At 63.7% G+C, this 23,389-nt stretch carries 20 protein-coding genes; 14 read left to right on the forward strand and 6 right to left on the reverse strand.

Going from position 1 to position 23,389, the window contains the following annotated elements; genetic code table 11:
* Positions 1-169 precede the first annotated feature (169 nt).
* The 14 genes from BLL36_RS07970 (at position 170) to BLL36_RS08040 (ending at position 16,213) form a co-directional block, all read left to right on the forward strand.
* Positions 170-1,339: an efflux RND transporter periplasmic adaptor subunit gene (locus BLL36_RS07970; protein ID WP_076950908.1), complete on the forward strand. Its 1,170-nt coding sequence runs from the start codon at positions 170-172 to the stop codon at positions 1,337-1,339.
* Position 1,340: 1 nt separating this feature from the next.
* Positions 1,341-3,311: a MacB family efflux pump subunit gene (locus BLL36_RS07975; protein WP_076950909.1), complete on the forward strand. Its 1,971-nt coding sequence runs from the start codon at positions 1,341-1,343 to the stop codon at positions 3,309-3,311.
* Complete coding sequence (locus BLL36_RS07980; RefSeq protein ID WP_076950910.1) at positions 3,304-4,707, forward strand: efflux transporter outer membrane subunit; 1,404 nt, start codon at positions 3,304-3,306, stop codon at positions 4,705-4,707. The genes BLL36_RS07975 and BLL36_RS07980 overlap by 8 nt, the downstream gene beginning before the upstream one ends.
* A 104-nt stretch (positions 4,708-4,811) precedes the next feature.
* On the forward strand, positions 4,812-5,555 hold the full coding sequence (locus BLL36_RS07985; protein ID WP_076950911.1) for an alpha/beta hydrolase family protein: 744 nt from the start codon (positions 4,812-4,814) through the stop codon (positions 5,553-5,555).
* A gap of 107 nt (positions 5,556-5,662) precedes the next feature.
* Positions 5,663-6,433 carry a FadR/GntR family transcriptional regulator gene (locus BLL36_RS07990; RefSeq protein ID WP_076950912.1) on the forward strand — a complete coding sequence of 257 codons (771 nt, stop codon included), beginning with the start codon at positions 5,663-5,665 and terminating at the stop codon, positions 6,431-6,433.
* 351 nt (positions 6,434-6,784) lie between these two features.
* Positions 6,785-7,987, forward strand: a complete 1,203-nt coding sequence (locus BLL36_RS08000) for an ABC transporter substrate-binding protein (protein WP_076950914.1) — start codon at positions 6,785-6,787, stop codon at positions 7,985-7,987.
* 59 nt (positions 7,988-8,046) lie between these two features.
* Positions 8,047-8,907: a branched-chain amino acid ABC transporter permease gene (locus tag BLL36_RS08005; protein WP_076950915.1), complete on the forward strand. Its 861-nt coding sequence runs from the start codon at positions 8,047-8,049 to the stop codon at positions 8,905-8,907.
* Between the two features lies 1 nt (position 8,908).
* Positions 8,909-9,919: a branched-chain amino acid ABC transporter permease gene (locus tag BLL36_RS08010; RefSeq protein ID WP_076950916.1), complete on the forward strand. Its 1,011-nt coding sequence runs from the start codon at positions 8,909-8,911 to the stop codon at positions 9,917-9,919.
* Positions 9,916-10,665 carry an ABC transporter ATP-binding protein gene (locus BLL36_RS08015; protein ID WP_076950917.1) on the forward strand — a complete coding sequence of 250 codons (750 nt, stop codon included), beginning with the start codon at positions 9,916-9,918 and terminating at the stop codon, positions 10,663-10,665. The genes BLL36_RS08010 and BLL36_RS08015 overlap by 4 nt, the downstream gene beginning before the upstream one ends.
* Positions 10,665-11,360 carry an ABC transporter ATP-binding protein gene (locus tag BLL36_RS08020; protein ID WP_076950918.1) on the forward strand — a complete coding sequence of 232 codons (696 nt, stop codon included), beginning with the start codon at positions 10,665-10,667 and terminating at the stop codon, positions 11,358-11,360. Before BLL36_RS08015 ends, BLL36_RS08020 begins: the two co-directional genes overlap by 1 nt.
* Before the next feature lie 13 nt (positions 11,361-11,373).
* The gene (locus BLL36_RS08025; protein ID WP_076950919.1) at positions 11,374-12,642 is read left to right on the forward strand and encodes a Zn-dependent hydrolase; all 1,269 of its coding nucleotides are present in this window, start codon (positions 11,374-11,376) and stop codon (positions 12,640-12,642) included.
* Complete coding sequence (locus tag BLL36_RS08030) at positions 12,639-14,042, forward strand: amidase (protein WP_076950920.1); 1,404 nt, start codon at positions 12,639-12,641, stop codon at positions 14,040-14,042. Before BLL36_RS08025 ends, BLL36_RS08030 begins: the two co-directional genes overlap by 4 nt.
* A gap of 244 nt (positions 14,043-14,286) precedes the next feature.
* Positions 14,287-15,150: a LysR family transcriptional regulator gene (locus BLL36_RS08035; RefSeq protein WP_076950921.1), complete on the forward strand. Its 864-nt coding sequence runs from the start codon at positions 14,287-14,289 to the stop codon at positions 15,148-15,150.
* Positions 15,151-15,208: 58 nt separating this feature from the next.
* The gene (locus tag BLL36_RS08040) at positions 15,209-16,213 is read left to right on the forward strand and encodes a LacI family DNA-binding transcriptional regulator (protein WP_076950922.1); all 1,005 of its coding nucleotides are present in this window, start codon (positions 15,209-15,211) and stop codon (positions 16,211-16,213) included.
* Here the strand turns inward: BLL36_RS08040 and BLL36_RS08045 are convergent.
* The 6 genes from BLL36_RS08045 to BLL36_RS08070 all read right to left on the reverse strand — a co-directional run bounded on the left by BLL36_RS08045 (position 16,210) and on the right by BLL36_RS08070 (position 23,168).
* The gene (locus tag BLL36_RS08045) at positions 16,210-16,935 is read right to left on the reverse strand and encodes an SDR family oxidoreductase (RefSeq protein WP_076950923.1); all 726 of its coding nucleotides are present in this window, start codon (positions 16,933-16,935) and stop codon (positions 16,210-16,212) included. The genes BLL36_RS08040 and BLL36_RS08045 overlap by 4 nt on opposite strands.
* Before the next feature lie 140 nt (positions 16,936-17,075).
* Complete coding sequence (locus BLL36_RS08050) at positions 17,076-18,608, reverse strand: FGGY-family carbohydrate kinase (protein WP_076950924.1); 1,533 nt, start codon at positions 18,606-18,608, stop codon at positions 17,076-17,078.
* Between the two features lie 2 nt (positions 18,609-18,610).
* Entirely contained in the window at positions 18,611-19,690 is a 1,080-nt protein-coding gene (locus BLL36_RS08055) for an alcohol dehydrogenase catalytic domain-containing protein (protein ID WP_076950925.1), read from the reverse strand.
* Between the two features lie 24 nt (positions 19,691-19,714).
* Positions 19,715-20,707 carry an ABC transporter permease gene (locus tag BLL36_RS08060; protein ID WP_076950926.1) on the reverse strand — a complete coding sequence of 331 codons (993 nt, stop codon included), beginning with the start codon at positions 20,705-20,707 and terminating at the stop codon, positions 19,715-19,717.
* Complete coding sequence (locus BLL36_RS08065; RefSeq protein WP_076950927.1) at positions 20,673-22,181, reverse strand: sugar ABC transporter ATP-binding protein; 1,509 nt, start codon at positions 22,179-22,181, stop codon at positions 20,673-20,675. Before BLL36_RS08065 ends, BLL36_RS08060 begins: the two co-directional genes overlap by 35 nt.
* A 63-nt stretch (positions 22,182-22,244) precedes the next feature.
* Positions 22,245-23,168: a substrate-binding domain-containing protein gene (locus BLL36_RS08070; RefSeq protein WP_076950928.1), complete on the reverse strand. Its 924-nt coding sequence runs from the start codon at positions 23,166-23,168 to the stop codon at positions 22,245-22,247.
* Between the last annotated feature and the right edge of the window lie 221 nt (positions 23,169-23,389).

Consider the following 23,389-nt stretch of genomic DNA (forward strand, 5'->3'; position numbering starts at 1 on the left):
TTATAGTAATTCTCATCTACTTTTAAGCACACTTGCATCAATGGACGATAATTTTTCTTCAAGGGAGCTGTAACCGCTTGTGTAACCGCCTAAATTTGCGTGCAATTCCCTCGTTTACTTGTCAGCTCCCCGCAACCGCGGTCCGAACTTTCCTGGCTGGAACCAAAGCATGAAACGCCCTCGACCTGCCCGACGCGCCTTGCTGGCTATCGCGTGCCTGCTCCCCATCATCGCCATCGCGGCCTGGCAGGTGCTGCCGCCGGGGCGTGACGCGCTCACCACCGTGACCGTCAGCCGCGGCAACATCGAAAACAGCGTGACCGCCCTGGGCACCCTGCAACCACGCCGCTACGTGGACGTCGGCGCCCAGGCATCCGGGCAAATCCGCAAGATCCACGTCGAGGCCGGCGACCAGGTCCAGGAAGGCCAGCTGCTGGTGGAGATCGACCCGTCCACGCAACAGGCCAAGCTCGATGCCAGCCGCTACGCCATCGAAAACCTCAACGCCCAGTTGCAGGAGCAGAGGGCCCAGCACGAGCTGGCGCGCCAGAAGTACCAGCGCCAGCAACGCTTGGCCGCTGGCAACGCCACCCGTGAAGAAGACGTACAAACCGCCAGCGCGGAACTCAAGGCCACCCAGGCCCGGATCGACATGTACCAGGCCCAGATCCGCCAGGCCCGGGCCAGCCTGCGCAGCGACGAGGCGGAACTGGGCTACACGCGCATCTACGCGCCCATGGCCGGCACCGTCGTGGCGGTGGACGCACGGGTCGGCCAGACCCTCAATGCGCAGCAGCAGACCCCGCTGATCCTGCGCATCGCCAAATTGTCGCCGATGACCGTGTGGGCAGAAGTCTCCGAGGCCGATATCGGCCACGTCAAACCCGGCATGACCGCGTATTTCACCACCCTCAGCGGCGGCAACCGACGCTGGACCAGCACCGTGCGGCAGATCCTGCCGATCCCGCCCAAGCCGTTGAACGAAACCCAGGGCAGTGGCAGCCCCAACAGCTCCAATAAAAGCGGCAGTGGCCGCGTGGTGCTGTACACCGTGTTGCTGGACGTGGACAACAGCGACAACGCACTGATGGCGGAGATGACCACCCAGGTGTTTTTCGTCGCCAGCCAGGTCAAGGACGCCCTCACCGCACCCGTTGCCGCGTTGCAAGGCACTTCCAGCACCGACCGGCAGGTCGCGCGGGTCGTGTTGAAAAACGGCCGTATCGAAGAACGTCACGTGCAGCTGGGCATCAGCGACCGCCTGCGCGTCCAGGTGCTCGACGGCCTGGACGAAGGCGATCAACTGCTGATCGGCCCGGCCGACGGCAGCGGGGGTTGAGTTGACCACGCCCCTGATCGAACTCAAGAACATCCGCAAATCCTACGGCGGCGGCGATAGCCCGCAGGTTGACGTATTGCGCGGCATCGACCTGTCGATCCATGCCGGGGAATTCGTCGCCATCGTCGGGGCCTCGGGCTCGGGCAAGTCGACCTTGATGAATATCCTCGGCTGCCTCGACCGCCCCAGCATGGGTGACTACCTGTTCGCCGGGGAAAACGTCGCCCACCTGGACAGCGATGAGCTGGCCTGGCTGCGCCGCGAAGCCTTCGGCTTTGTGTTCCAGGGCTACCACCTGATCCCCTCGGGGTCGGCCCAGGAAAACGTCGAAATGCCGGCGATCTATGCCGGCATCAGCGCCGCCGAGCGCCACGCCCGCGCCAGCGCCCTGCTCACGCGCCTTGGCCTGGCCGAACGCACCGGCAACCGTCCGCACCAGCTTTCCGGTGGTCAGCAGCAGCGGGTGTCCATCGCGCGCGCGTTGATGAACGGCGGTCATATCATCCTGGCCGACGAACCCACCGGCGCCCTCGACAGCCACAGCGGCGCCGAGGTCATGAGCCTGCTGGACGAACTGGCCGGCCAGGGCCACGTGGTGATCCTGATCACCCACGACCGCGAAGTGGCGGCGCGGGCCAACCGCATCATCGAGATTCGCGACGGCTTGATCATCAGCGACTCGGCCGATGGCAGCGATGCCGCACCGGCACTGGCGAACGGTGCGTTGCAAGCCGTGGACCTGCGCCAACGCCTGGCCGACGGCGCCGAGCACAACGGTGCGTGGAAAGCCGAGCTGGTGGACGCGGTACAGGCGGCCTGGCGCGTGATGTGGATCAATCGCTTTCGCACCGCGCTGACCCTGCTGGGCATCATCATCGGCGTGGCGTCGGTGGTGGTGATGCTGGCAGTGGGCGAAGGCAGCAAGCGCCAGGTCATGGCGCAGATGGGCGCGTTCGGTTCCAACATCATCTACCTCAGTGGCTCGTCGCCCAACCCGCGTACGCCGCCGGGTATCGTCACCCTCGAGGACGTCCACGCACTGGCGGCGCTGCCCCAGGTGCAGCGCATCATGCCGGTCAACGGCAGCGAGGCCGGGGTACGGTTCGGCAATGTCGACTACATGGCCTACGTGGGCGGCAATGACACCAACTTCCCGCAGATTTTCAACTGGCCGGTGGTCGAGGGCAATTACTTCACGGCCGAGGACGAGCGCGCCGCGGCCACGGTGGCGGTGATCGGGCATCGGGTGCGCGAGAAGCTGTTCAAGGGCGAAGTCGACCCCATTGGCCAATACATCCTGATTGAGAACGTGCCGTTCCAGGTGATCGGCGTGCTGGCGGAAAAAGGCGCCAGTTCCGGCAACAAGGACAGCGACGACCGCATTGCCATCCCCTACACCGCCGCCAGCGTGCGTCTGTTCGGCAGCTACAACCCCGAATACGTGGTGATCGCGGCGGCCGATGCGCGCAAGGTCCGCGAGGCCGAGCTGGCCATCGACCAGCTTATGCAAAGGTTGCACAACGGCAAGCGTGATTACGAGCTGACCAACAATGCGGCAATGATCCAGGCCGAAGCGCGCACGCAGAACACGCTGTCGCTGATGCTCGGTTCGATTGCGGCGATTTCCCTGTTGGTGGGCGGTATCGGCGTGATGAATATCATGCTGATGACCGTGCGCGAGCGGACCCGTGAAATCGGCATCCGCATGGCCACCGGGGCGCGCCAGCGCGACATCCTGCGCCAATTCCTGACGGAAGCGGTGATGCTGTCGGTGGTCGGCGGCCTGTGCGGCATTGCCCTGGCCCTGCTCGTGGGCGGCGTGCTGGTGCTGGCAGAGGTGGCCGTACAGTTTTCCCTGGTGGCGGTACTGGGCGCATTTGGTTGTGCCCTGGTCACCGGTGTCGTATTCGGCTTCATGCCGGCCCGTAAAGCTGCCCGGCTCGATCCGGTTAAGGCGTTGACCAGTGAATAAACGATCCCTCTGCGTGCCCGGTCTGTGTGTGCTGCTCGGCGCCTGCGCCGGCAACCCGCCCGCTATCGACAGCGGCCTCGCACCGCCGGCCGCCTGGCAATATGCCGAGCGCGACGCCGCGCAAGCCACCAACCGGCAATGGTGGACGCAATTCGGCAGCCCGCAGTTGAACCGTCTGGTCGACCTGGCCCGCCGCGACAGTTTCGACGTGGCCGCCGCCACCGCCCGCGTGCGTCAAGCCCAAGCCAGTGCAGTGATCGCCGGCGCGCCGTTGTTGCCAGAGGTCAAGTTCAACCTCACCACCAGCCATCAGAAATTGCTGAGCGGCCCGGGGGGACCGGATCTGGATGCCTCACAAAGCGACGAAGCCGTCGACAACTTCGGCGCCAATCTCACTGCCAGCTATGAAGTGGATTTCTGGGGTGGTCGCGCCGCTGCGCGCGACAGCGCCCTGCACAGCCTGCGCGCCAGCGAGTTCGACCAGGCGACCGTGGAACTGACCCTGCTCGGCAGCGTGGCCGACCGCTACGCGCAAACCCTGGCCGCCCAGCAGCGCGAGCAGATCGCCGCGCTGAACCTGGCCAACGCGCGCAACGTGCTCGGCCTGGTGCAGACCCGCTATGACGCAGGCTCCGCCACCGCCCTGGAACTGGCCCAGCAAAAAAGCCTGGTGGCCGGCCAGCAGCGCCAACTGCCGCTGATCAAGCAACTGGCCGAAGAGTCGCGGATCACCCTGGCCGCCCTCCTCGGCCAGCCGGTGCAGGCTCTGCAACTCGGTGCCGAGCCCTTCGCGGCGCTGACCTGGCCGACCATCGGCACCGGCGTGCCCAGCCAGTTGCTCAGCCGCCGGCCCGATATCGCCAAGGCCGAGGCGCAACTGGCGGCCGCACAAGCCGACGTTACCGTGGCCCGGGCGGCCATGCTGCCCGCCATCACCCTTGGCGCAACCCTGGGTTCCGACGCCTACAAGGTCGCGGATGTCCTGCGCAGCCCCTACTACACGCTGACCGCCGGCCTGGTCGGCCCTCTCTTCAACAACGGCCGTTTAAGCGCTGAACGCGACAAGGCCCGCGCACGCCAGGATGAGCTGCTGCAAACTTATCGCGGCGCGATCATCAACGGCTTTGCCGATGTGGAAAAAGCCCTCAGCAGCATTACCCGCCTCGACGAGCAACGCCAATGGCAAAGTGAAGAACTGCAACAGGCCCAGAGCGCCTTCCAGATCGCCGAAAGCCGCTACCAGGCGGGCGCCGCAGACCTGCTCACCGTGCTGGAAACCCAACGTACCCTGTACGCGGCCCAGGACCAGAATGTGCAATTGCGCCTGTCACGCCTGCAGGCGAGCATCGCGCTGTACAAGGCGCTGGGTGGCGGTTGGCAGACGCAGATCCGATAAACAAAACTCCAGTTTCGTACGTCAGCTGTCTTCTCACCCTACATTAATCGACCAAAGGTCCTTGGTAAAAAAGCCGCTCTCACCCGGCCGCCCAGGACCTCTCGATGACTGTTGCAAAATACCTGACGTGCGCCTGCCTCTGGGTGACGGCCAGCGCAGCCCAACCGCTGATCCCACCTACCGCCATCGACTGGCTGCTGGACTGCCCCCTGCCCGGCGCGGAACGCCTGGACCCAGAAGTGCTGCAACGCACCCAATGCGGCATCGTCACCGTGCCGCGCAACCACGCCGCGCCCCGACTAGGCAGCCTGCGCCTGTACCTGACCCGCGTCGGCGCCCGTGACCCGCTGAACCGCGAAGGTGTGGTATTTGCCCAGGCCGGCGACGCCGTTAAAAAGAACCAGGCCGGCACCTTTGTCATTCATCTGACCAGCCTCTGGGGCGCCTACTCCAACCCGGCCTATCGCACGCTGGTCAACCGTTACGACGTCATTGAACTGAGCCCTCGCGACCTCAGCAACGAAAACGGCATCGAGCAGGCCGCCCAGGACATGGAGTTCGTCCGTACCCAACTCGGCGACGCCCAACTGCTCTACCTGGGTAACGCCGACGCAGCCCGCCTGGGCAACCATTACGCGGCGCTGTTCCCGGAGCGGGTTGTGCGCATGGTGCTGGTCAACGCGCAACAAGCTGAAACGGCGGCGCCCCATGTGGCGCAACTGCGCCTGAAAGAGCCGGACAAACAGGACGCCAGCGGTTGTATCAACCGCTGGGCCGGTGACTTCCTGGTGTTCGGCAAGCAACCACCACCGTCCACGCGTTGCCTGGATCCAGGCAACGGGGAGTAGCCATCCGTTTGCGACCTTCTGCCATTGAAAACGACACCCAACGTTGACGCTGCGTCGCGATCGTTATTAAGTGCTATTTATCCGCATTAATACGATAAATCGAACCCATGCTAAGCCGCCCGCTGCGACGCAAACGCCAGAAGCTGTCCGATGTGATCGTCGAGTCGGTCAAGCGCTCCATCGTCACCGATGCGTTGAAGCCCGGCGACCGCCTGCCCACCGAACGTGAGCTGATGGAAAGCTTCCAGTGCTCCAAGGGCTCGGCCCGCGAAGCGCTCAAGGCCCTGGAAGTGGAAGGCCTGGTGAGCACGCGCACCGGGCCCAGCGGCGGCGCCTACCTGAACCAGGCCGGCACCGAGCCGGCCAGCCGCGCGTTGCGCAACTACCTGCACTTCCAGCATCTGGATGGCGAACAGGTGTACCAACTGCGCAAAGTCATTGAAGTGGAGCTGGCGGTGTCAGTGCTCGGACGCCTGAGCGAAGACGACTACCAGGCCTTGCAAGACAACGTGGACTTTTGCAGCGCACCGGAAGACAGCGAGGCCGGCCAGCGTGAGCAACGCCTGGCGGAACTGGAGTTCCACAACCTGCTGGCCAAGGCCTGCCCCAACCCGCTGCTGAGTTTCATGGCGCAGTTTCTCAACGACCTGCTGCGCGACCTGGTGGTGCTGAAGAAGGCCTACAAGCCCAAGCGCAAGCAGTTCGACGCGGCCAACCTGGACTACCACAAGCAACTGCTGATCGCGTTTCGCGCCGGGGATGAAAGCGCGGTTCGCAGCCTGATGCATGAGCACATGTGCGATGCCGAACACCATATGACCGCGCTGGAAGGCCAGGTCAGCCCGCATTTTTTGCTGGAGTTCGATCACCGTCCCTGAACACACCAGAGTTTCCCATTTGGAAACCCAACTTGTAGTGAGCGGGCTTGTCCCGCGCTGGGCTGCGAAGCGGCCCCAAACCAGGCGAATTGGGTTTGTCTGAAACTGCGCGGTGTCTTTATTGGGGCGGCTTCGCCACCCAGCGCGGGACGAGCCCGCTCACTACAGGGAGATTTGTCAGCCGTTGAAAGATGTGTCGATACCTATGCGCATCGCAGGCAAGCCAGCTCCCACAGTTGACCGAGTTGATCTGATAAATCGCATCACCCAATAACAGGCCTGCCCACAGGCCCTTGCTCCACCGTATCGCCATTGCCACTCCTGCCAATAACTAAACCAGGGAGTCACCCCATGCAGCGTCGTACGTTGTTGAAAGCCAGCCTCACCGCAGCAGCCGCCCTCAGCCTTCCGCTGGGCATACGCTCTGCATTCGCCGCCGAGCCTTTTACCTTTTACGGCCTCAAGTCCATGTCCGGCGCCTTTGCCAGCTATGGCAAGTTTGCCGACATGGGTTCGCGCCTGGCGGTGGAACAACACCCCGAGATTCTCGGTCGCCCGCTCAACTACAAGGTCATCGACACCGAAGGCAACGCTGGCAAGGCGGTGCGCAAGGTCCAGGAAGCCATCCAGCAGGACGGCGCGCGGTTCTTCCAGGGCTGCACGTTGTCGTCATCGGCCCTGGCGGTGGCCAAGGAAGTCGACAAGGTCGGCGGCGTCTTCATGACCCCGGTGGGTGCCGATGAAGTCACCGGCAAGGACTGCAACCCCGCCACTTTCCGCTGGTCGGTGCCCACCTACGGCGCGATCCGCGAAACCATGGTGCCGCTGATCAAGCTGCTGCCGCAGGCCAAGCGCTGGTACACCATCACCCCGCAATACGTGTTTGGCGAAGCGCTGCTCGAAGGCGCAAAAACCGTGCTCAAGGACAACGGCCTGGAACACGTCGGCAACAGCTACCACTCGTTGCAGGAGCAGGAATTCTCCGGCTATCTCACCAACGCCATCGCCGCCAAACCCGACGTGCTGGTGCTGCTCAACTTCGGCAGCCAGTCGTCCAACACCCTGCGCCAGGCGGTGAACTTCGGCATCAAGGAGCGCATGAAAGTGCTGCTGGTGTGGTCCGCCGGCCTTGATCAATTCCAGGAGCTGGGCAGTGACCTGCTTGAAGGCGTGTACCTCGGCGCGCAGTACTGGCACCAGGTCGACACCCCGCTCAATCGTGAACTGGTCAAGCTGACCCAGGCCAAATACGGCATCAACCCCACCTACCCGCTGGCCGCTGACTACATCAGCACCAAGGTCATGCTCGAAACCATCGTCTCAACCGGCAGCTTCGACGGGAAAACCGTGGCCAAGGCCATGCAGGGCCTGAGTTTCGAAGGCCCCACCGGCAAGGAATCGATCCGCGCCGGCGACCACCAGGTGATCAAGGATTACTACCTGCTGATCGGCAAGGCCAGCGGCGACATGGCAGACAAGGATGACCTGGCCAAAGTGCTCAGCGCCGGCCAGTCGTTCCCGCCGGTGGACGCCACGGGCTGCACGCTGGCCTGATCCTGACCCGTTGCATACGACAGGGTCGCCCGCGCGGCCGCCTGTTCGAGGATTCCTGCATGCTTAATCTGTACCTGTTCCAGATACTCAACGGCCTCGGGCTGGGGATGATCTACTTCCTGATCGCGGTCGGGCTGACGATCATTTTCGGCCTGCTCAACTTCGTCAACTTCGCCCACGGCGCGTTCTTCCTGCTGGGTGCCTACATCTGCTACACCGCCGTGAGCCTCACCGGCAACTTCTGGCTGGCGCTGCTGATTGCGCCGCTGGTGGTGGCCGCGCTGGCCTGGGCCATCGAGCGATTATTGATCCAGCGGATTTACCACTTGCCGCACATGTTCCAGATCCTGGTGACCTTAGGCATAGCGCTGATCATCCAGGAAGCCAGCGTGATGATCTGGGGCCCGGTGGGCAAAAGCGTCGCGGTGCCGGAACTGCTGCGCGGCGTGCTGGTGGTAGGCGACTTCGTCTACCCGTACTACCGCCTGTTCCTCATCGTGTTTTCCGGGCTGGTGGGCCTGGGCCTGTGGCTGCTGCTGGAACGCACACGCTTCGGCGCCTTGGTGCGCGCCGGCAGTGAAAGCACCGAAACCGTGTCGTTGCTGGGCACCAATATCTTCCGTTTGTTTTCGATGACCTTCGCCCTCGGCGTCGCCTTGGCCGGTGTCGCCGGCGTGCTGTTCGCGCCATTGCGCGGCGCCCAGCCCTTTGTCGGCCCCGAGATCCTGGGCATTGCCTTTGTGGTGGTGGTGATCGGCGGCATGGGCTCGTTCAGCGGTGCGCTGGTCGGCGGTTTGCTGGTGGGCGTGGTGCAAAGCCTGATGACCACACTCTGGCCCCAAGGCGCGAGCCTGATGATCTATGGCGCGATGGCCGTGGTGATTCTGGTTCGTCCCTACGGCCTGTTCGGGAGAGCCTGACATGAGCGAGAAAAACCCCCTGCCGTTTGCCAAGACCCAATCGCGCGCGATGCTGCTGTGGGTCCTGGCGGTGCTGATCGGCCTGCCGTTGATACTGCCCTCGGCGACCCTGGCCACCGAGATCCTGATCTTTGCCATGGCTGCGCTGGCCTGCAACCTGTTGCTGGGCTACACCGGACTGTTGTCGTTCGGCCAAGGCATCTTCTTTGGCGCCGGCGCGTATTGCGCGGCGCTGCTGATGATCCACCTGCAACTGGGCCTGTTCACCGCGTTGCTCGGCGCCGCCGTCGCGGGCGGTTTCCTGGCGTTGCTGGTGGGCGCCCTGGCGATCCGCCGCACCGGCATCTACTTCGTGATGCTGACCCTGGCGTTCAGCCAGATGGCCTACTTCGTCGCCTACACCCTCAGCGACTGGACCGGCGGCGACAACGGCCTGCTCAGCGTGCCGCGTCCGGAGATCCGTATCGGTGACACCGTGCTGCTGTCGCTGGTCGACGCCCGCGCCTTCTACGGTTTTGTCGCGGTGCTGTTCCTGCTGATCTTCATCGGTGCACGCCGGGTGATCGCCTCGCCGTTCGGCAGCACCTTGATGGCGATCCGCGAAAACGAAACCCGCGCCTCGGCCATCGGCTACGACACCCGGCACTTCAAGATCCTGGTGTTCGTGCTCTCCGGCGCCGTCACCGGCATCGCCGGCGCGTTGTACGCCATGCTGCTTCACTTTGTGCCGCTGTCGAACATCGACCTGGCGATGTCCGAGAACATCCTGATCATGACCATCGTCGGCGGCACCGGCTCGCTGTTCGGCTCATTGCTGGGCGCCGGTTCCATCGTGCTGCTCGGCGACTTTCTCTCCGACCTGTGGCCGCGCTGGCTGATGCTGCTGGGGGTGATCCTGATCCTGGTGGTGATCTTCATGCGCGGCGGTTTGTGGGGCGGCCTGGCGTCGCTGTTCGACAAGGTGCGCGGCAGCCGCAAAACCGCTGTCGTCGCCAAGGAGCAAGGGCTATGAGCATCCTGCTGGAAACCAAAGACCTGGAACTGGCCTACGGTGCCTTCCATGCGGTGAACGGCGTGAACCTCAAGGTCGAAGCCGGCACCATCCACACCATCATCGGGCCCAACGGCGCGGGCAAGACCAGCCTGTTCCACTGCCTCACCGGTGAACGCCAGGCCACCGCCGGAGAGATTCATTTCGACGGCAAGAACCTGATGCGCAAACCCGCCCACGCTCGCGTCGGCCTGGGCATGGCGCGCTCGTTCCAGCTCACCAGCCTGTTCCAGAACCTCAGCGTACGTGAAAACCTGCGCCTGGCCGCACAGGGCCGTGACGGCGCCCGCGCGCTGAATTTCTGGCGCCGCGTCGACAGCAAACACGAACACCTGGAGATGGCCGACCAGGTGCTGGAGCGCCTGCAACTCAGCGCCCGCGCCGACACCCTGGCCGGCGAGTTGTCCCACGGCCAGCAGCGGGTGCTGGAGGTGGGCATGTCGATCTGCTCCAAGCCCAAACTGTTGATGCTCGACGAGCCCACCTCGGGCATGGGCATCGACGACATTCCGATCATGACCCAACTGATCAGCGACCTCGGTCGCGATCACACGGTGCTGTTGATCGAACACAACATGAGCATTGTCATGTCCATCAGCCAACGCATCACCGTGATGAGCCATGGGCAGATCCTGGTGGAAGGCACGCCGGAATTCGTGCGCGCCGATGAACGTGTGCGCACCGCTTACCTGGGGGAGGCTGCCTGATGCTGATCGTCGAGAATATTCATTCCTACTACGACAAGAGCCACGTGCTCGAAGGCGTGTCGCTGACGGTCAACCCAGGCGAACTGGTGACGCTGCTCGGCCGCAACGGCGCCGGCAAGACCACCACCCTGCGCAGCATCCTCGGGATTATTTGCCCGCGCCAGGGCCAGATCCACTTCAATGGCCAGGCCCTGGTGGGGCAGAAAATCTTTGAGATCGCGCGCCAGGGCCTGGCGCTGGTGCCGGAAAATCGCGGGATTTTCCGCCTGCTCACGGTCGAGGAAAACCTGCGCATCGCCGCACGCAAGACCAGCCGTTGGCAGCTTGAAGACGTCTACATCATGTTCCCGCGCCTCAAGGAACGGCGCAAAAACGCCGGCCACGCACTCTCCGGCGGCGAGCAGCAAATGCTCGCCATCGCCCGCGCGCTGCTCAACGACCCCAAGCTGCTGATCCTCGATGAGCCCACCGAAGGCCTCGCCCCGGTGATCGTCGACGAGTTGGTGAAGATCTTGCGCAAGGTCAAGGACGACGGCCTGCCGGTGCTGCTGGTGGAACAGAACCTGATGGTCTGCGACAAGCTCGCCGACCGCCATTACGTGCTCGAACAAGGCCGCGTGGTCTACGAGGGCAGCGCCGCCGACTTCCGGGCCGACCCGAGCATCAAGAACCGCTATTTGGCCCTGAGTGCCTGACCGGAGAACGCTGATGAATAGTTTTGCGCAACCGCTCCAGAGCAACGCCCCGCTGATCAACCGCGACCGCCTGTGGCAATCGCTGATGGACTTGGCGCAACTGGGCGCCACCGCCAAGGGCGGCGTGTGCCGCCTGGCCCTCACGGACCTGGACCGCCAGGCCCGCGACCTGTTTGTGCAGTGGTGCGAAGCCGCCGGGTGCAGCGTCAGTGTCGACGCCATCGGCAATATCTTCGCACGCCGCGCCGGGCGCAATCCCGCCCTGCCCCCGGTGATGACCGGCAGCCATATCGACACCCAACCCACCGGCGGCAAGTTCGACGGTTGCTACGGCGTGATGGCCGGGCTGGAAGTGATCCGCACGCTCAACGATTTGAACATCGAAACCCAGGCGCCGATTGAAGTGGTGGTGTGGACCAACGAAGAAGGTTCGCGCTTCCCGCCGTGCATGATGGGCTCCGGGGTGTTTGCCGGTCAGTTCGATCTGCAGGACACCCTCGACAAACTCGACGATCAGGGCCTGTCGGTAGGCGCCGAATTGCAGCGCATCGGCTATGCCGGCCCGCGCGCGGTGCTGGGCCATCCGGTCGGCGCGTATTTCGAGGCGCATATCGAGCAAGGCCCGGTACTTGAAGACCAGGCCACCACCATTGGTGTGGTGATGGGCTGCCTGGGCCAGAAATGGTTCGACCTGACCCTCACCGGCGTCGAAGCCCACGCCGGCCCGACGCCGATGCACCTGCGCAAGGACGCCCTGGTGGGCGCCGCCGAAGTCGTCAGCGCGGTCAACCGCATCGCCCATCAGCAGCAGCCCCACGCGTGTGGCACGGTCGGTTGCCTGAGCCTGCATCCGGGGTCGCGTAACGTGATCCCAGGCCAAGTGCAGATGACAATCGACTTGCGCCATCTGCATGCCGACAGGCTGCAAGCCATGGTCGATGAAGTGCGCGGCGTGATCGAAGCCACCGCCGCCCGCCACGGCTTGAGCTTTGAACTGACGCCCACCGCCGATTTCCCGCCGCTGGACTTCCACCCGGCGTGCGTCAACGCCGTGCGCGACGCTGCGAGCGCCTTGGGCCTGAGCCATATGGACATCGTCAGCGGTGCTGGCCACGACGCGATTTTCGTCGCCGAACTGGGCCCGGCCGGGATGATCTTTGTGCCGTGCGAAGGCGGCATCAGCCACAACGAAATCGAAAACGCCGCGCCGGATGACCTGGCGGCGGGCTGCGCGGTATTGCTGCGCGCCATGGTCAAAGCGGCGCAGGGGGATGTGGCATGAGTGAGATTGGCCAACTGACGGCGGTGCAATTGCTGCAGCGCTTTCGCGACAAATCCTTGTCGCCGGTAGAGGTCACCAAAGATGCACTGCTGCGGATTGAGCGCTACAACCCGGTGGTCAATGCCTACTGCCATGTCGACCCGCAAGGCGCACTGCAGGCCGCACGCGCCTCGGAACAGCGCTGGTTCAAGGGCGAGCCCTGCGGTGCGCTGGACGGCGTACCGGCGTCGATCAAAGACCTGACGCTGACCATCGGCATGCCCACCCGCAAGGGCTCGCGCACCACATCCGCCGAAGGACCGTGGGACATCGACGCGCCCTTCTCCGGCTTTATGTGCAAGGCCGGCGCGGTGCTGCTGGGCAAGACCACCACGCCCGAATTCGGCTGGAAAGGCGTCACCGACAACCCCTTGTACGGCATCACCCGCAACCCCTGGGACACCCGCACCACGGCGGGCGGCTCGTCCGGCGGCGCGGGCGCGGCGGCAGCGTTGAACCTGGGCGTGTTGCACCAGGGCAGTGATGCCGGCGGCTCAATTCGGATTCCCTGTGCGTTTACCGGCACCTTCGGGATCAAGCCGACCTTCGGTTATGTCCCGCAATGGCCGGCCAGCTCGATGACGATTCTGTCGCACCTGGGGCCGATGACCCGCACCGTGGAAGACAGCGTGCTGATGCTGCAGGCCGTGGCGCAACCGGATGCGCGGGATGGCTTGATCGGCGCGCCACGCAGCACGCCGTGGCTGACGCCGGGTACTGACCTGAAAGGTTTGCGCGTCGCCTATAGCCCGAACTTCGGTTACGTGGACGTCGACCCGCAAGTGGCCAAGGTGGTCGCGCAGGCGGTGGAAGGGCTGGTGCAACTGGGCGCCCATGTCGAGCAGATCGACCCCGGCTTCAGCGATCCGTTGGAAGTGTTCAGCACCCTGTGGGCAGCCGGCGCCGCACGCCTGACCAGCGCAATGACTGACGCACAAAAACAGCTGCTGGACCCAGGCTTGCTGCGGATCGCACAACGGGGTGAACGGTTGAGCCTGGACGACTTCAACGCCGCCCTCGAAGCGCGCGCAGCCCTGGTGGCGCGCATGGCCGCATTCCATGAGCATTACGACGTGCTGGTGTCGCCGATGCTGCCGATCACGGCGTTCGAGGCCGGGCACGACGTACCGCCCGGATCAGGCCTGGCGCAGTGGACCGAATGGACCCCGTTCACCTACCCCTTCAACCTCACCCAGCAACCGGCGGCATCGGTGCCGTGCGGGTTGGCGGCGAATGGCTTGCCGGTGGGATTGCATGTGGTGGGCGCGCGGTTTGCGGATGATACGGTTTTGCGGGTTTGCCAGGTGTATGCAAAGGCCTTTCCCACCGAGCACCTCCAAGCCCCACGAACCCTGAGCTGAAACGCAATAAAACTGTGGGAGCTGGCTTGCTCGCGAATGCGGTGGGTCAGTTTGATCGTTCCAACGCTCCGCGTGGGAATGCCGCCTGGGACGCTCCGCGTCCCGCCGGTCAACTCAATATGTGCAGGTGACGCAGAGCGTCACGGGATGCATTACCACGCGGAGCGTGGGAACGATCAGCCAGCTCCCACAGTGTTGACTGCATTCCACTACAATGCCCCTCATTCATCTCCCGGGGGGCTTCATGGACATCGAACTGGCACGCACCTTCCTCGAAATCACCCGCTGCGGCAGCCTGGCCGCGGCCGCAGAGAAACTGCACGTCACCCAGACCGCCATCACCGCACGGGTAAAAAACCTGGAAAACCAGCTCGGCAGCACGCTGTTCGTGCGCAACCGCGCAGGCGCCAGGCTGACCGCCGATGGCGAGGCTTTCGTGGTGTACGCCAATCAACTGCTGCAAACCTGGGAAGCCGCCAAGCGTGACCTGCCCTTGCCGGAAGGCTATCGCAATGTGCTGCACATCGGTGGCGAGGTCAGCCTGTGCAACCCGTTGATGCTCGGCTGGGCCCAGGCCCTGCGCCAGCACATCCCCGGGCATGCGCTGCGCACCGAAGTGCGGGAAGGCGACTACCTGCTGCGCCAGCTGGAACTGGGCGTACTCGACGCCGCGCTGGTGTTCCAGCCGCAATACTGGCCGGGCTTGCAAGTGGAGCAGGTGCTGGAAGAAAAACTGATCCTGGTGCAGTTGGTCAGCACGCCGGACCCGTATGTGTATATCGACTGGGGCCCGGGCTTTCGCCAGCAGCATGACGCCGCCCTGCCCGACAAGGCCCGCGCCGCGCTGAGTTTCAACCTCGGCCCGCTGGCGTTGCAATACATCCTGGAAAACGGCGGCGCCGGCTATTTCCGTACCCGTGTGGTGCAGAGCTACCTGGACAGCGGCGTGATGCAGCGCGTGCCCAAGGCGCCGGAATTCAGTTTCCCCACCTACCTGGTGTATTCGCGAGCGCGGGATTCGGCGGTGTTGCAACAGGCACTGGCGTTGCTGCGCGACGTGGTCAAGGCCGAAAGTGACTGGTCGCAGCGCTGGGACCCGTTGATTTGAATCACTCTGCGCCCGCGCGCATGCTAGCCTGCGGGTGTGTCCTTTCGCAGCCCTATCGATGAACAAGAAAAAGCCCGTCACCATCAGCGACATCGCCAAACGCGTCGGCATGACCACCATCACCGTGTCCCGGGCGCTGAGCAAACCCGACCTGGTCAAGCCCGCCACCCTGGCCCGCATCCTCGAAGTCGCACGCGAGCTCGACTACGTGCCCAACGCCTTCGCGCGCGGGCTCAAGCGCAGTGAAAGCCTGATCATCGGCGTGATCACCGCGTCCGTGGACAACCCGTTCTACAGCGAAATGATCAAGGCGATTTCCCGCGAAGCCAAGCAGCACGGCTACACCATCATGCTGGTAGACACCGACGAGCTGGAAGAACTGGAAAGCAAGGCGGTGGACACCCTGCTGGGCTACCGCGTGGCGGGGATCATCCTGTCGCCGGTCTCCGACGAACCGAGCTACCAACCCGACTACCTGGAACGCTTGGGCAACGGCAAGACGCCGGTGGTGCTGCTCGACCGCACGCTGCACGACAGCCCGTTCAGCCGCGTGGTGCTCGACAACTACCACAGCGGCATCCAGGCCGCGCATTACCTGTTGCGCCAGACGCCCGATCTCAAGCGCCTGCTGGTGCTGACCGGGCCCGAGCACTCACGCATCACCGTCGAACGCCTCAAGGGCCTGCGCGAAGTGCTCGCCGAACACCCCCAGGTGCAGGTCGAAGTGCAGGCCGGCGACTACACGCTGATGCCGTCCTACCTGCACACCCTCGACTACCTGGCCGAGCACGCGGCGCCGGACGCGATCATGGGCTTCAACCAATTGATCACCCTCGGCGCGCTGCGCGCGTTGCGCATGCACAATATCCCCCACGACAGCCTGACCATCTGCGGCATCGACCGCCTGCCCTTCGCCGATATCTTCGGAGTGCCCATCGCCTGCGTGGCCCACGATGCGTCGCTGGCCGGCAGCAGCGCGGTGCGCCTGTTGCTCGACCGCCTGCAAGACCCGCACAAACCACGGGACAAGGTAGTCATCGCCGGCCGCCTGGAAAACGGCTAGCGGCTGGTGTAGCCGCCGTCGATGGGCAGGCTGACGCCGCTGATCATGCTGGCGGCGTGGCTCAGCAGGAACAGCACCGGCAAAGCGACTTCCACGGTTTCGGCAAAACGCCCCAATGGGATGGCCGCCAGCGCCGGGTCGCGCTTGGATGGCTCGGACCAGGCCATGGTCGCCATCGGCGTCAGCGTGACCGTGGGGTTGACGCTGTTGACGCGAATTCCGAAGCGCCCCCATTCAGCACATTGCACGCGGGTGATCGCATCAAGCGCGGCCTTGGATGCGCAGTAGCCGAGGTGATCGTCCAGCGCCACCAGCGAGGCCTGGCTGGAGACGTTGACGATACTGCCGGCGATCTGTGCCTCGATCATCTTGGCCGCCACGCGACTGGCGACTTGCGCGGCGGCGCGGGCGTTGACGTTCATCACCTGGTCGAACGCCTCGGCGCTGATCGCCGCCGCCGGCTCCAGCCGCGAAATGCCAGCGCAATTGACCAGGCCGTGCAACGGCGGCAGGTCTTGCAGGGCTGTGTCGAGGGCGGCGCTGTCGGCGATGTCCAGGCACAGGCTGTGGCAGCCGAGCCCGGCCAGGGCCTGCGCGTTGCGGCCAAGGGCAAAGACCTCGGCGCCGCTGGCGATCAGTTGCAGGGCGATTTCACGGCCGATGCCGCTGCTGGCGCCGGTGACGAGGATGCGGTGGTGGGTGAAGTCAAAGGTTGCGTTCATAGATGTAAATCTCAAGAACAATGAAGATCCCCTGTGGGAGCTGGCTTGCCTGCGATAGCGGTGTATCAGTCGCAAATGTGCTGGCTGAATCACCGCTATCGCAGGCAAGCCAGCTCCCACATTTTTTGGACCGTGGTGAATCAGTGGGTTTGCAGGTTGTGCATGATCGGTTTCAAGGCGGGATACAGTTTCAGGTATTCGGCAAACGCCAGGTCATACGCCTCGACGTGTTCCGCCTTGGGCTCAGCCCGCAGCTGCAGCTGCACCCAGCCCTTCTCCATCGCCCCGTCGCTCACCAACCCCACCGTATGCGCAGCCAACAAGGCCGCACCCAACGCTGCTTCCACTTCCTGGACAATGGTGTACACCGGGTACCGCGTCACGTCCGCGATGATCTGCATCCACAGGTCCGAATGGCTGGCGCCGCCCACCACGATCAAACGCGGGTCCAGCGAATGCGCGCCGCGGGTGCCGGCTTCGATGTTATGCCGCAGGGCAAAACTCACCCCTTCGAGCACGGCGCGGTACAAATGGATGCGGCTGTGGTACAGGTTCAGCCCGACAAAGCTGCCACTGGCGCGGTCATCCCACACCGGGCTGCGTTCGCCCATCAGGTACGGCAGGAACAGCAAGCCCTCGCTGCCCGCCGGGATGTTCATCGCGCTCTGTTCCAGCAGTGCCAGGCTGTCCTGGCCGGTGGCCTTGGCCTGTTGCTCCTCGGCCTGGCAGAACTGTTCGCGAAACCAGCTGACCGAAGCGCCGGCCGTGATCGCGCCGCCGAAGATGTACAGGTCGCGGTGGCCGTTGTAGACGTGGGGCATGCTCACCAAGCCGTGATGGGCGTCCACCTGTTGGTTCAGGTAGCCCCAGCACATGCTGGTGCCGATCATCGCCACATGGTTACCCGGCTGCGTAACGCCCGCCGCCAATGTCGCCATGGCGGCGTCGACGCCGCCGGCGAGAATCGGCGTGCCCGCATGCAGGCCCAGGCGCTGCGCCCAAGTCTGGAGCAAACCGCCGACCACCTCGCCGGAATACACCAGGTGCTGCGGCATCATTGCCGGCGGAATTCCCAGGGCATCGAGCATTTCGACAGACCAGCCGCGCGCCTTCACGTCGTAGACACCGCCGATATTGCCGGCGCTGCTGTGGTCCACGGCGAGCTCACCGGTGAGGCACCAGTTGATATAACTGTTGGGCGGCAGCAGGTAACGGGTACGCGCCCACACCTGCGGCCGGTGCTGCTTGAGCCAGAGCATCTTGGTGAACCCGTAGTAGCTGTCCACCGAGTTGCCGGTGACCTCGAACAAGCGCTCCAGGTCCGCGTGTTCGCGCACCCAGGCCACCTGCTCGCCAGCGCGGCGGTCCATCCAGATCAGGCACGGGTGCAGCGGTGTCATCTGCGCATCCACCGCAATCCCCGAACCGCCATACAGGCTGCTGATGCACAGCGCCTTGACCTGGTGCGCCGCCACGCCGGCCTTGGCCATGCACTGCGACACACAGGCTTCGACGGCGTCCAGCCAGACCTGCGGCCATTGCTCGGCCCAGCGCACTCTGGGGGTATCCACGCGATACCCCTGGCTATGCTGGGCGATGATCGCGCCTTGCGCATCGACCAGCAGTGCCTTGGTGCTCTGGGTCCCTATGTCGACACCCATCACGTAGTTCATTGTCAGGCCACCGGCTTCAACAGCACCTTGATCGACTTGGTCGAGTTGGCCAACTCGAACGCTTCGGCGTAGTCATCCAGCGGGAAGTCATGGGTGACGATGCCTTTGGACGTCACCAGGCCGCGCTCGAACAGGTCGATGGCGATCGGGTAGCAGTAGGGCCCGAGATGCGCGCCGCGCACGTCCAGTTCCTTGCGGTCGCCGATGATCGACCAGTCGACGCTGGTCTCGGCGCCGAACACGCTGAACTCGACAAAACGCCCGAGCTTGCGGATCAGATCCAGGCCCTGGGTCACGCCGGCCGGCACGCCGGTGGTTTCGATGTACACGTCACAACCGTAGTTGTCGGTCAGGCCGTTGATGATCTCGCGGGCGTTGTCGCGCGTCGGGTTGATCACCACGTCGGCGCCGAATTTTTTTGCCAGCTCAAGGCGCTCGTCGACCATGTCGATCACCACCAGTTTCTTCGGGGTCTTCAACGCGGCGACCTGGACCATGCACAGGCCGAGGGTGCCGGCACCGGCGATCACCACCACATCGTCGAGCTGGACATCACCGCGGTTGACCGTGTGGATCGAACACGCCATGGGCTCCACCAGCGCCGAGTCTTCCAGCGACACCGATTCGGGAATCTTGTGCACGATGGCCGTCTTGGGAATGCGCATGTACTGGGCCATGCCGCCTTCGGCCACCTCACGCTGGAAGCCGAAGATGTTGTGCACTTCGCACATCCAGTACTTGCCGGATTTACAGAAGCGGCACTTGGCGCACGGCACGATCTGCTCGGCGATCACTTTGTCGCCCACCGCGACCTCGAAGTGCTCTTCGGCGCCCTCGCCCACTTGCTCCACATAGCCAAAAAACTCGTGCCCCGGCACGACGGGCGCCTTGACCCACGGGTTGTCGCCGCCCCAGAACATCGCCGCGCCCGAATGGCACTTGCAGTCACTGGCGCAGATGCCACAGGCGGCGATGCGGATCACCAGTTCATTGGCGCGCGCCTGGGGCTTGCCGATGCGTTCCAGGCGATAGTCTTTGGGGCCGTGGCAGACGACGGCTTGCATTTGGGTGAGCTTGTCCATGATTTCTGACCTGTCTTGAGGAGTTTATTGATGGCGCTGACGGCTGATAAAGATCGCCAGCAAAATGATCCCGCCCTTGATGACGCTCTGGACGTAGGGCGACACGCCGAGCATGTTCAGCCCGTTGTTCAACACGCCCAGCAGCATGGCGCCGAGCAACGTGCCGACAATCACCCCGCGCCCGCCGGCTATCGATGCGCCGCCCAGCACCACGGCGGCAATCGCATCCAGTTCGAACGACACGCCGGCATTCGGCTGGCCGCTCATCAGGCGTGAGGTCAACACCAGCCCGGCAACCGCCGCCGTAAAGCCGCTGATGCCGTACACCAGCAACTTGAAGCGCGCCGCCCGCACGCCAGACAAACGCACCGCTTCTTCATTGCCGCCGATGGCGTAAATGTAGCGGCCGATGCGCGTGTGTTGCAGCAGCACATAGGCGGCCAGGTACGTGATCAGCATGATCAGGATCGGCACCTGGATGCCGAACAGGCTTTCGCGGCCAAAGAACGCAAACCAGTCCGGCAACCCGGAAATCGGGTAGCCGTCGGTGTACATCAGGCCCAGGCCCCGGGCGATGCCCATGGTCGCCAGGGTGACGATGATCGGCGGCATATGCAGGTAGGCCACGAACAGGCCGTTGCCAATGCCGAAGGCCACCCCGACCAGCATTCCCGCGCCAATCGCCACGCCTGGCGGCAAACCGGCGACCATCAAGCCGGCGGTGAGCGTGCCGGACAAGGCCATCACCGGCCCCACCGACAAATCGATGCCGCCGGTGAGAATCACGCAGGTCATGCCCACCGCGATAATTGCGTTGATCGAGACCTGACGGGCGATGTTCGACAGGTTGCTGGCGGTGAGGAAGGTGTCGCTGGCGAGGATCATCACCAGCGTCACTACCACCAGCCCCACAAACGGATAGAACGCCGGCGAGCGCAGCAGCTGCGCCAGGTTCAGGCGTAGCCGGCTGTTATCGCCGCGGCTAATGGACGTATTCACTTGAGCCCCCTGTTGCATGGCGCATGACCTCTTGAGGATTGACGGCAGACGCTTCGAGTACCTTGACGATGGCGCCCTTGTGGAACACCGCGACGCGATCGCACATGCCGATGACTTCCGGCAATTCGGAGGAAATCATGATGATTGCGTAGCCCTGTTCGGTGAGGCTGCGCATCAGCGCATAGATCTGCGCCTTGGCACCGACGTCGATGCCACGGGTGGGTTCATCGAACACCAACACGTCGCAGTGGTGGTTGATCCAGCGTGCGATCACGACCTTTTGCTGGTTGCCGCCGCTGAGGTTGAACACCCGGCTTTCGCTGCTGGGCGCCTTGATCGACAGCTGTTTCATCAGGCCCTCGACGCTGGCGCATTCGCGGCTTTTGTCGATGAGGCCCGAGGCGTTCTGGTATTTGGGCAGGTTGTTCAGCGAGATATTTTCGCGAATGCTGAAGTCGGTGATCAGCCCTTCGCTTTTGCGGCTTTCCGGAAGCAGACCGATGCCGTGGGCGAGCGCTTGCGCCGGGTCGTCAAGGGTGATTTTTTCGCCGCGCAGCCACACGTCTTTGCTCACCGACGGCAGCGCGCCCATCATGCCCAGAGCCAGTTCGGTGCGGCCGGAGCCGACCAATCCGGCAAAGCCGAGGATCTCGCCCTTGTGCAGCTGGAAACTGTTGCGCGGGCCGTTGCGCACCAACTGGATGTGCTTGACCTCCAGCAGCAACGCGCCGCGTTCGGTGGTGGGCTTGGGCGGAAAGCTGCATTCCAGGCGCCGCCCGACCATCATCTCGACCAGGCGGTCGATGTCGCTGTCGGCCACCTCGGTAACGCCCACGTTGCCACCGTCGCGCAACACGCTGATGCGGTCGCACACCTGGAAAATCTCCTCCAGGTGATGGGAGATAAAAATCACCGCCACGCCCTGGCGCTTGAGCTCGCGCATGATCCCGAACAGCAGCTCGGCTTCGCTGGGCGTGAGTGTCGCGGTGGGCTCATCGAGTACCAGCAGGCGCGCATCCAGGGCCAGAGCCTTGGCGATTTCAACGAACTGCTGCTCGGCCACGCTCAGGTGCTTGACCGCACATTGCAGGTTAATGCTGACGCCCAGGCGCTTGAACAACGCCTCGGATTTCTCAACCATTTCGCGCTTGCGCAACAGGCCGAAACGGTTGTTCAACTCGTGGCCGAGAAAGATGTTTTCCACCGCCGTGAGGTAGGGAATCAGGCTGAATTCCTGGAACACGATGCCGATGCCGGCGGCAATCGCGTCGCGGTAAGTCGAGAATTGCTGTACCTGGCCATCGATCAATATGCGGCCTTCGTCCTGATGCTCGACGCCGCCGAGGATCTTCATCAGGGTGGATTTGCCCGCGCCGTTTTCGCCGAGCAAGGCATGGATCTCGCCGCGCTCGACCTGCAGGTTGATGGACTTGAGCGCCTGCACGCCCGGGTAACGCTTACAAATATTTTCCAGCTTCAGAAGACTGCTCATACCGCCGACCTCGTATTCAGAAGGAGACCTCAAGCCCCACGGGTTGCGTGGGGCCTGGGTGACTTACCAGCTGAAATCCTTGGCCTTGGCCTGGTCGATCAGGGTGATGTCCACCGGAACCGTGGCCGGCACGTGCGCGCCCCACTTCCTGGCCAGGGCAATGCCCAGGGCGAGGCGGATCTGATCGCGCGGGTATTGCGCCGAGGTGGCGATAAACTTGCTGCCTGGCTTCTGAATGGCCTTGATGGCCTCCGGCGCGCCGTCGACGCTGACCAGTTTCACGTCCATGCCGCTGGCTTCGATGGCCGACAGCGCGCCGAGCGAGCCGTTGTCATTCACGCTGAAAATGCCCTTGAGGGTAGGCTGGGCCTGCAGCATGTTCTCGGTGACCGTCAGCGCCTGGTCACGTTCCTGCTTACCGTTCTGGATGCTGACAATCTTCATCTCCGGATGCTTGGCCACGGCCTCTTTGCAACCGCGCACGCGCTCCAGGATCGGCACCACGGCAATGCCGTCGAGGATCGCGATATTGCCTTTGCCACCGATGTTTTTGGCCAGGTATTCACAGGCCTGGAAGCCGGCGTCGAAGTTTTTCGAACCGACAAAGGAGTCCAGCGGCCCTTCCGCCTGGGCATCGACCGCCACGACCACCACACCGGCGGCGTGGGCGGATTTGACGGCCGACTGCACACCCACCGAATCGGTGGGGTTGATCAGCAGGATATCGATGCCTTTTTGCAGCATGTCTTCGACGTCACTGACCTGCTTGGACACGTCATGGCGGGCGTCGGTGATGATCACTTTCGCGCCGATGCTCGCCCCGGCTTCTTCCAGGGCGTTTTTCATGGTGACGAAATAGGGGTTGTTGATTTCCTGGAAGGACGCGCCGATGCGGATCGGCTTGGCAGCCTCGGCGAAAGCGGGAGCAGCGGTGCCGAGGGTGATGCTTACAGCCAATAAACACAGGGTTTTCGGAAGCATTTTCATGGCGTAGTTCTCTGTTTTGTTTTTATTTTTAGAGCAAATGTTATCGTTAACATTTTGTCAGAAGCTAGCAAGGAAATGAGGGCTGTGCAAGGGGCCATTGGTCAGTCGGGGTACGAATGTGGGTGGGGTTGGCTACCGTGGCGGCCTTTGGGCCGACCAGGTTGTTGGGTTGGACCTGTATACATATCCGTTATTTGGGTCATGGCGGCTATGGGTTCCGC

The sequence above is a fragment of the Pseudomonas cedrina subsp. cedrina genome, from assembly GCF_001983175.1.
GTDB lineage: Bacteria > Pseudomonadota > Gammaproteobacteria > Pseudomonadales > Pseudomonadaceae > Aquipseudomonas > Aquipseudomonas cedrina.

Coding starts and splice junctions, on each gene's coding strand:
- BLL36_RS07970 (WP_076950908.1), top strand. CDS start 170: ATGAAACGCCCTCGACCTGCCCGACGCGCCTTGCTGGCTATCGCGTGC.
- BLL36_RS07985 (WP_076950911.1), top strand. CDS start 4,812: ATGACTGTTGCAAAATACCTGACGTGCGCCTGCCTCTGGGTGACGGCC.
- BLL36_RS07990 (WP_076950912.1), top strand. CDS start 5,663: ATGCTAAGCCGCCCGCTGCGACGCAAACGCCAGAAGCTGTCCGATGTG.
- BLL36_RS08000 (WP_076950914.1), top strand. CDS start 6,785: ATGCAGCGTCGTACGTTGTTGAAAGCCAGCCTCACCGCAGCAGCCGCC.
- BLL36_RS08005 (WP_076950915.1), top strand. CDS start 8,047: ATGCTTAATCTGTACCTGTTCCAGATACTCAACGGCCTCGGGCTGGGG.
- BLL36_RS08010 (WP_076950916.1), top strand. CDS start 8,909: ATGAGCGAGAAAAACCCCCTGCCGTTTGCCAAGACCCAATCGCGCGCG.
- BLL36_RS08015 (WP_076950917.1), top strand. CDS start 9,916: ATGAGCATCCTGCTGGAAACCAAAGACCTGGAACTGGCCTACGGTGCC.
- BLL36_RS08020 (WP_076950918.1), top strand. CDS start 10,665: ATGCTGATCGTCGAGAATATTCATTCCTACTACGACAAGAGCCACGTG.
- BLL36_RS08025 (WP_076950919.1), top strand. CDS start 11,374: ATGAATAGTTTTGCGCAACCGCTCCAGAGCAACGCCCCGCTGATCAAC.
- BLL36_RS08030 (WP_076950920.1), top strand. CDS start 12,639: ATGAGTGAGATTGGCCAACTGACGGCGGTGCAATTGCTGCAGCGCTTT.
- BLL36_RS08035 (WP_076950921.1), top strand. CDS start 14,287: ATGGACATCGAACTGGCACGCACCTTCCTCGAAATCACCCGCTGCGGC.
- BLL36_RS08040 (WP_076950922.1), top strand. CDS start 15,209: ATGAACAAGAAAAAGCCCGTCACCATCAGCGACATCGCCAAACGCGTC.
- BLL36_RS08045 (WP_076950923.1), bottom strand. CDS start 16,935: ATGAACGCAACCTTTGACTTCACCCACCACCGCATCCTCGTCACCGGC.
- BLL36_RS08050 (WP_076950924.1), bottom strand. CDS start 18,608: ATGAACTACGTGATGGGTGTCGACATAGGGACCCAGAGCACCAAGGCA.
- BLL36_RS08055 (WP_076950925.1), bottom strand. CDS start 19,690: ATGGACAAGCTCACCCAAATGCAAGCCGTCGTCTGCCACGGCCCCAAA.
- BLL36_RS08060 (WP_076950926.1), bottom strand. CDS start 20,707: ATGCAACAGGGGGCTCAAGTGAATACGTCCATTAGCCGCGGCGATAAC.
- BLL36_RS08065 (WP_076950927.1), bottom strand. CDS start 22,181: ATGAGCAGTCTTCTGAAGCTGGAAAATATTTGTAAGCGTTACCCGGGC.
- BLL36_RS08070 (WP_076950928.1), bottom strand. CDS start 23,168: ATGAAAATGCTTCCGAAAACCCTGTGTTTATTGGCTGTAAGCATCACC.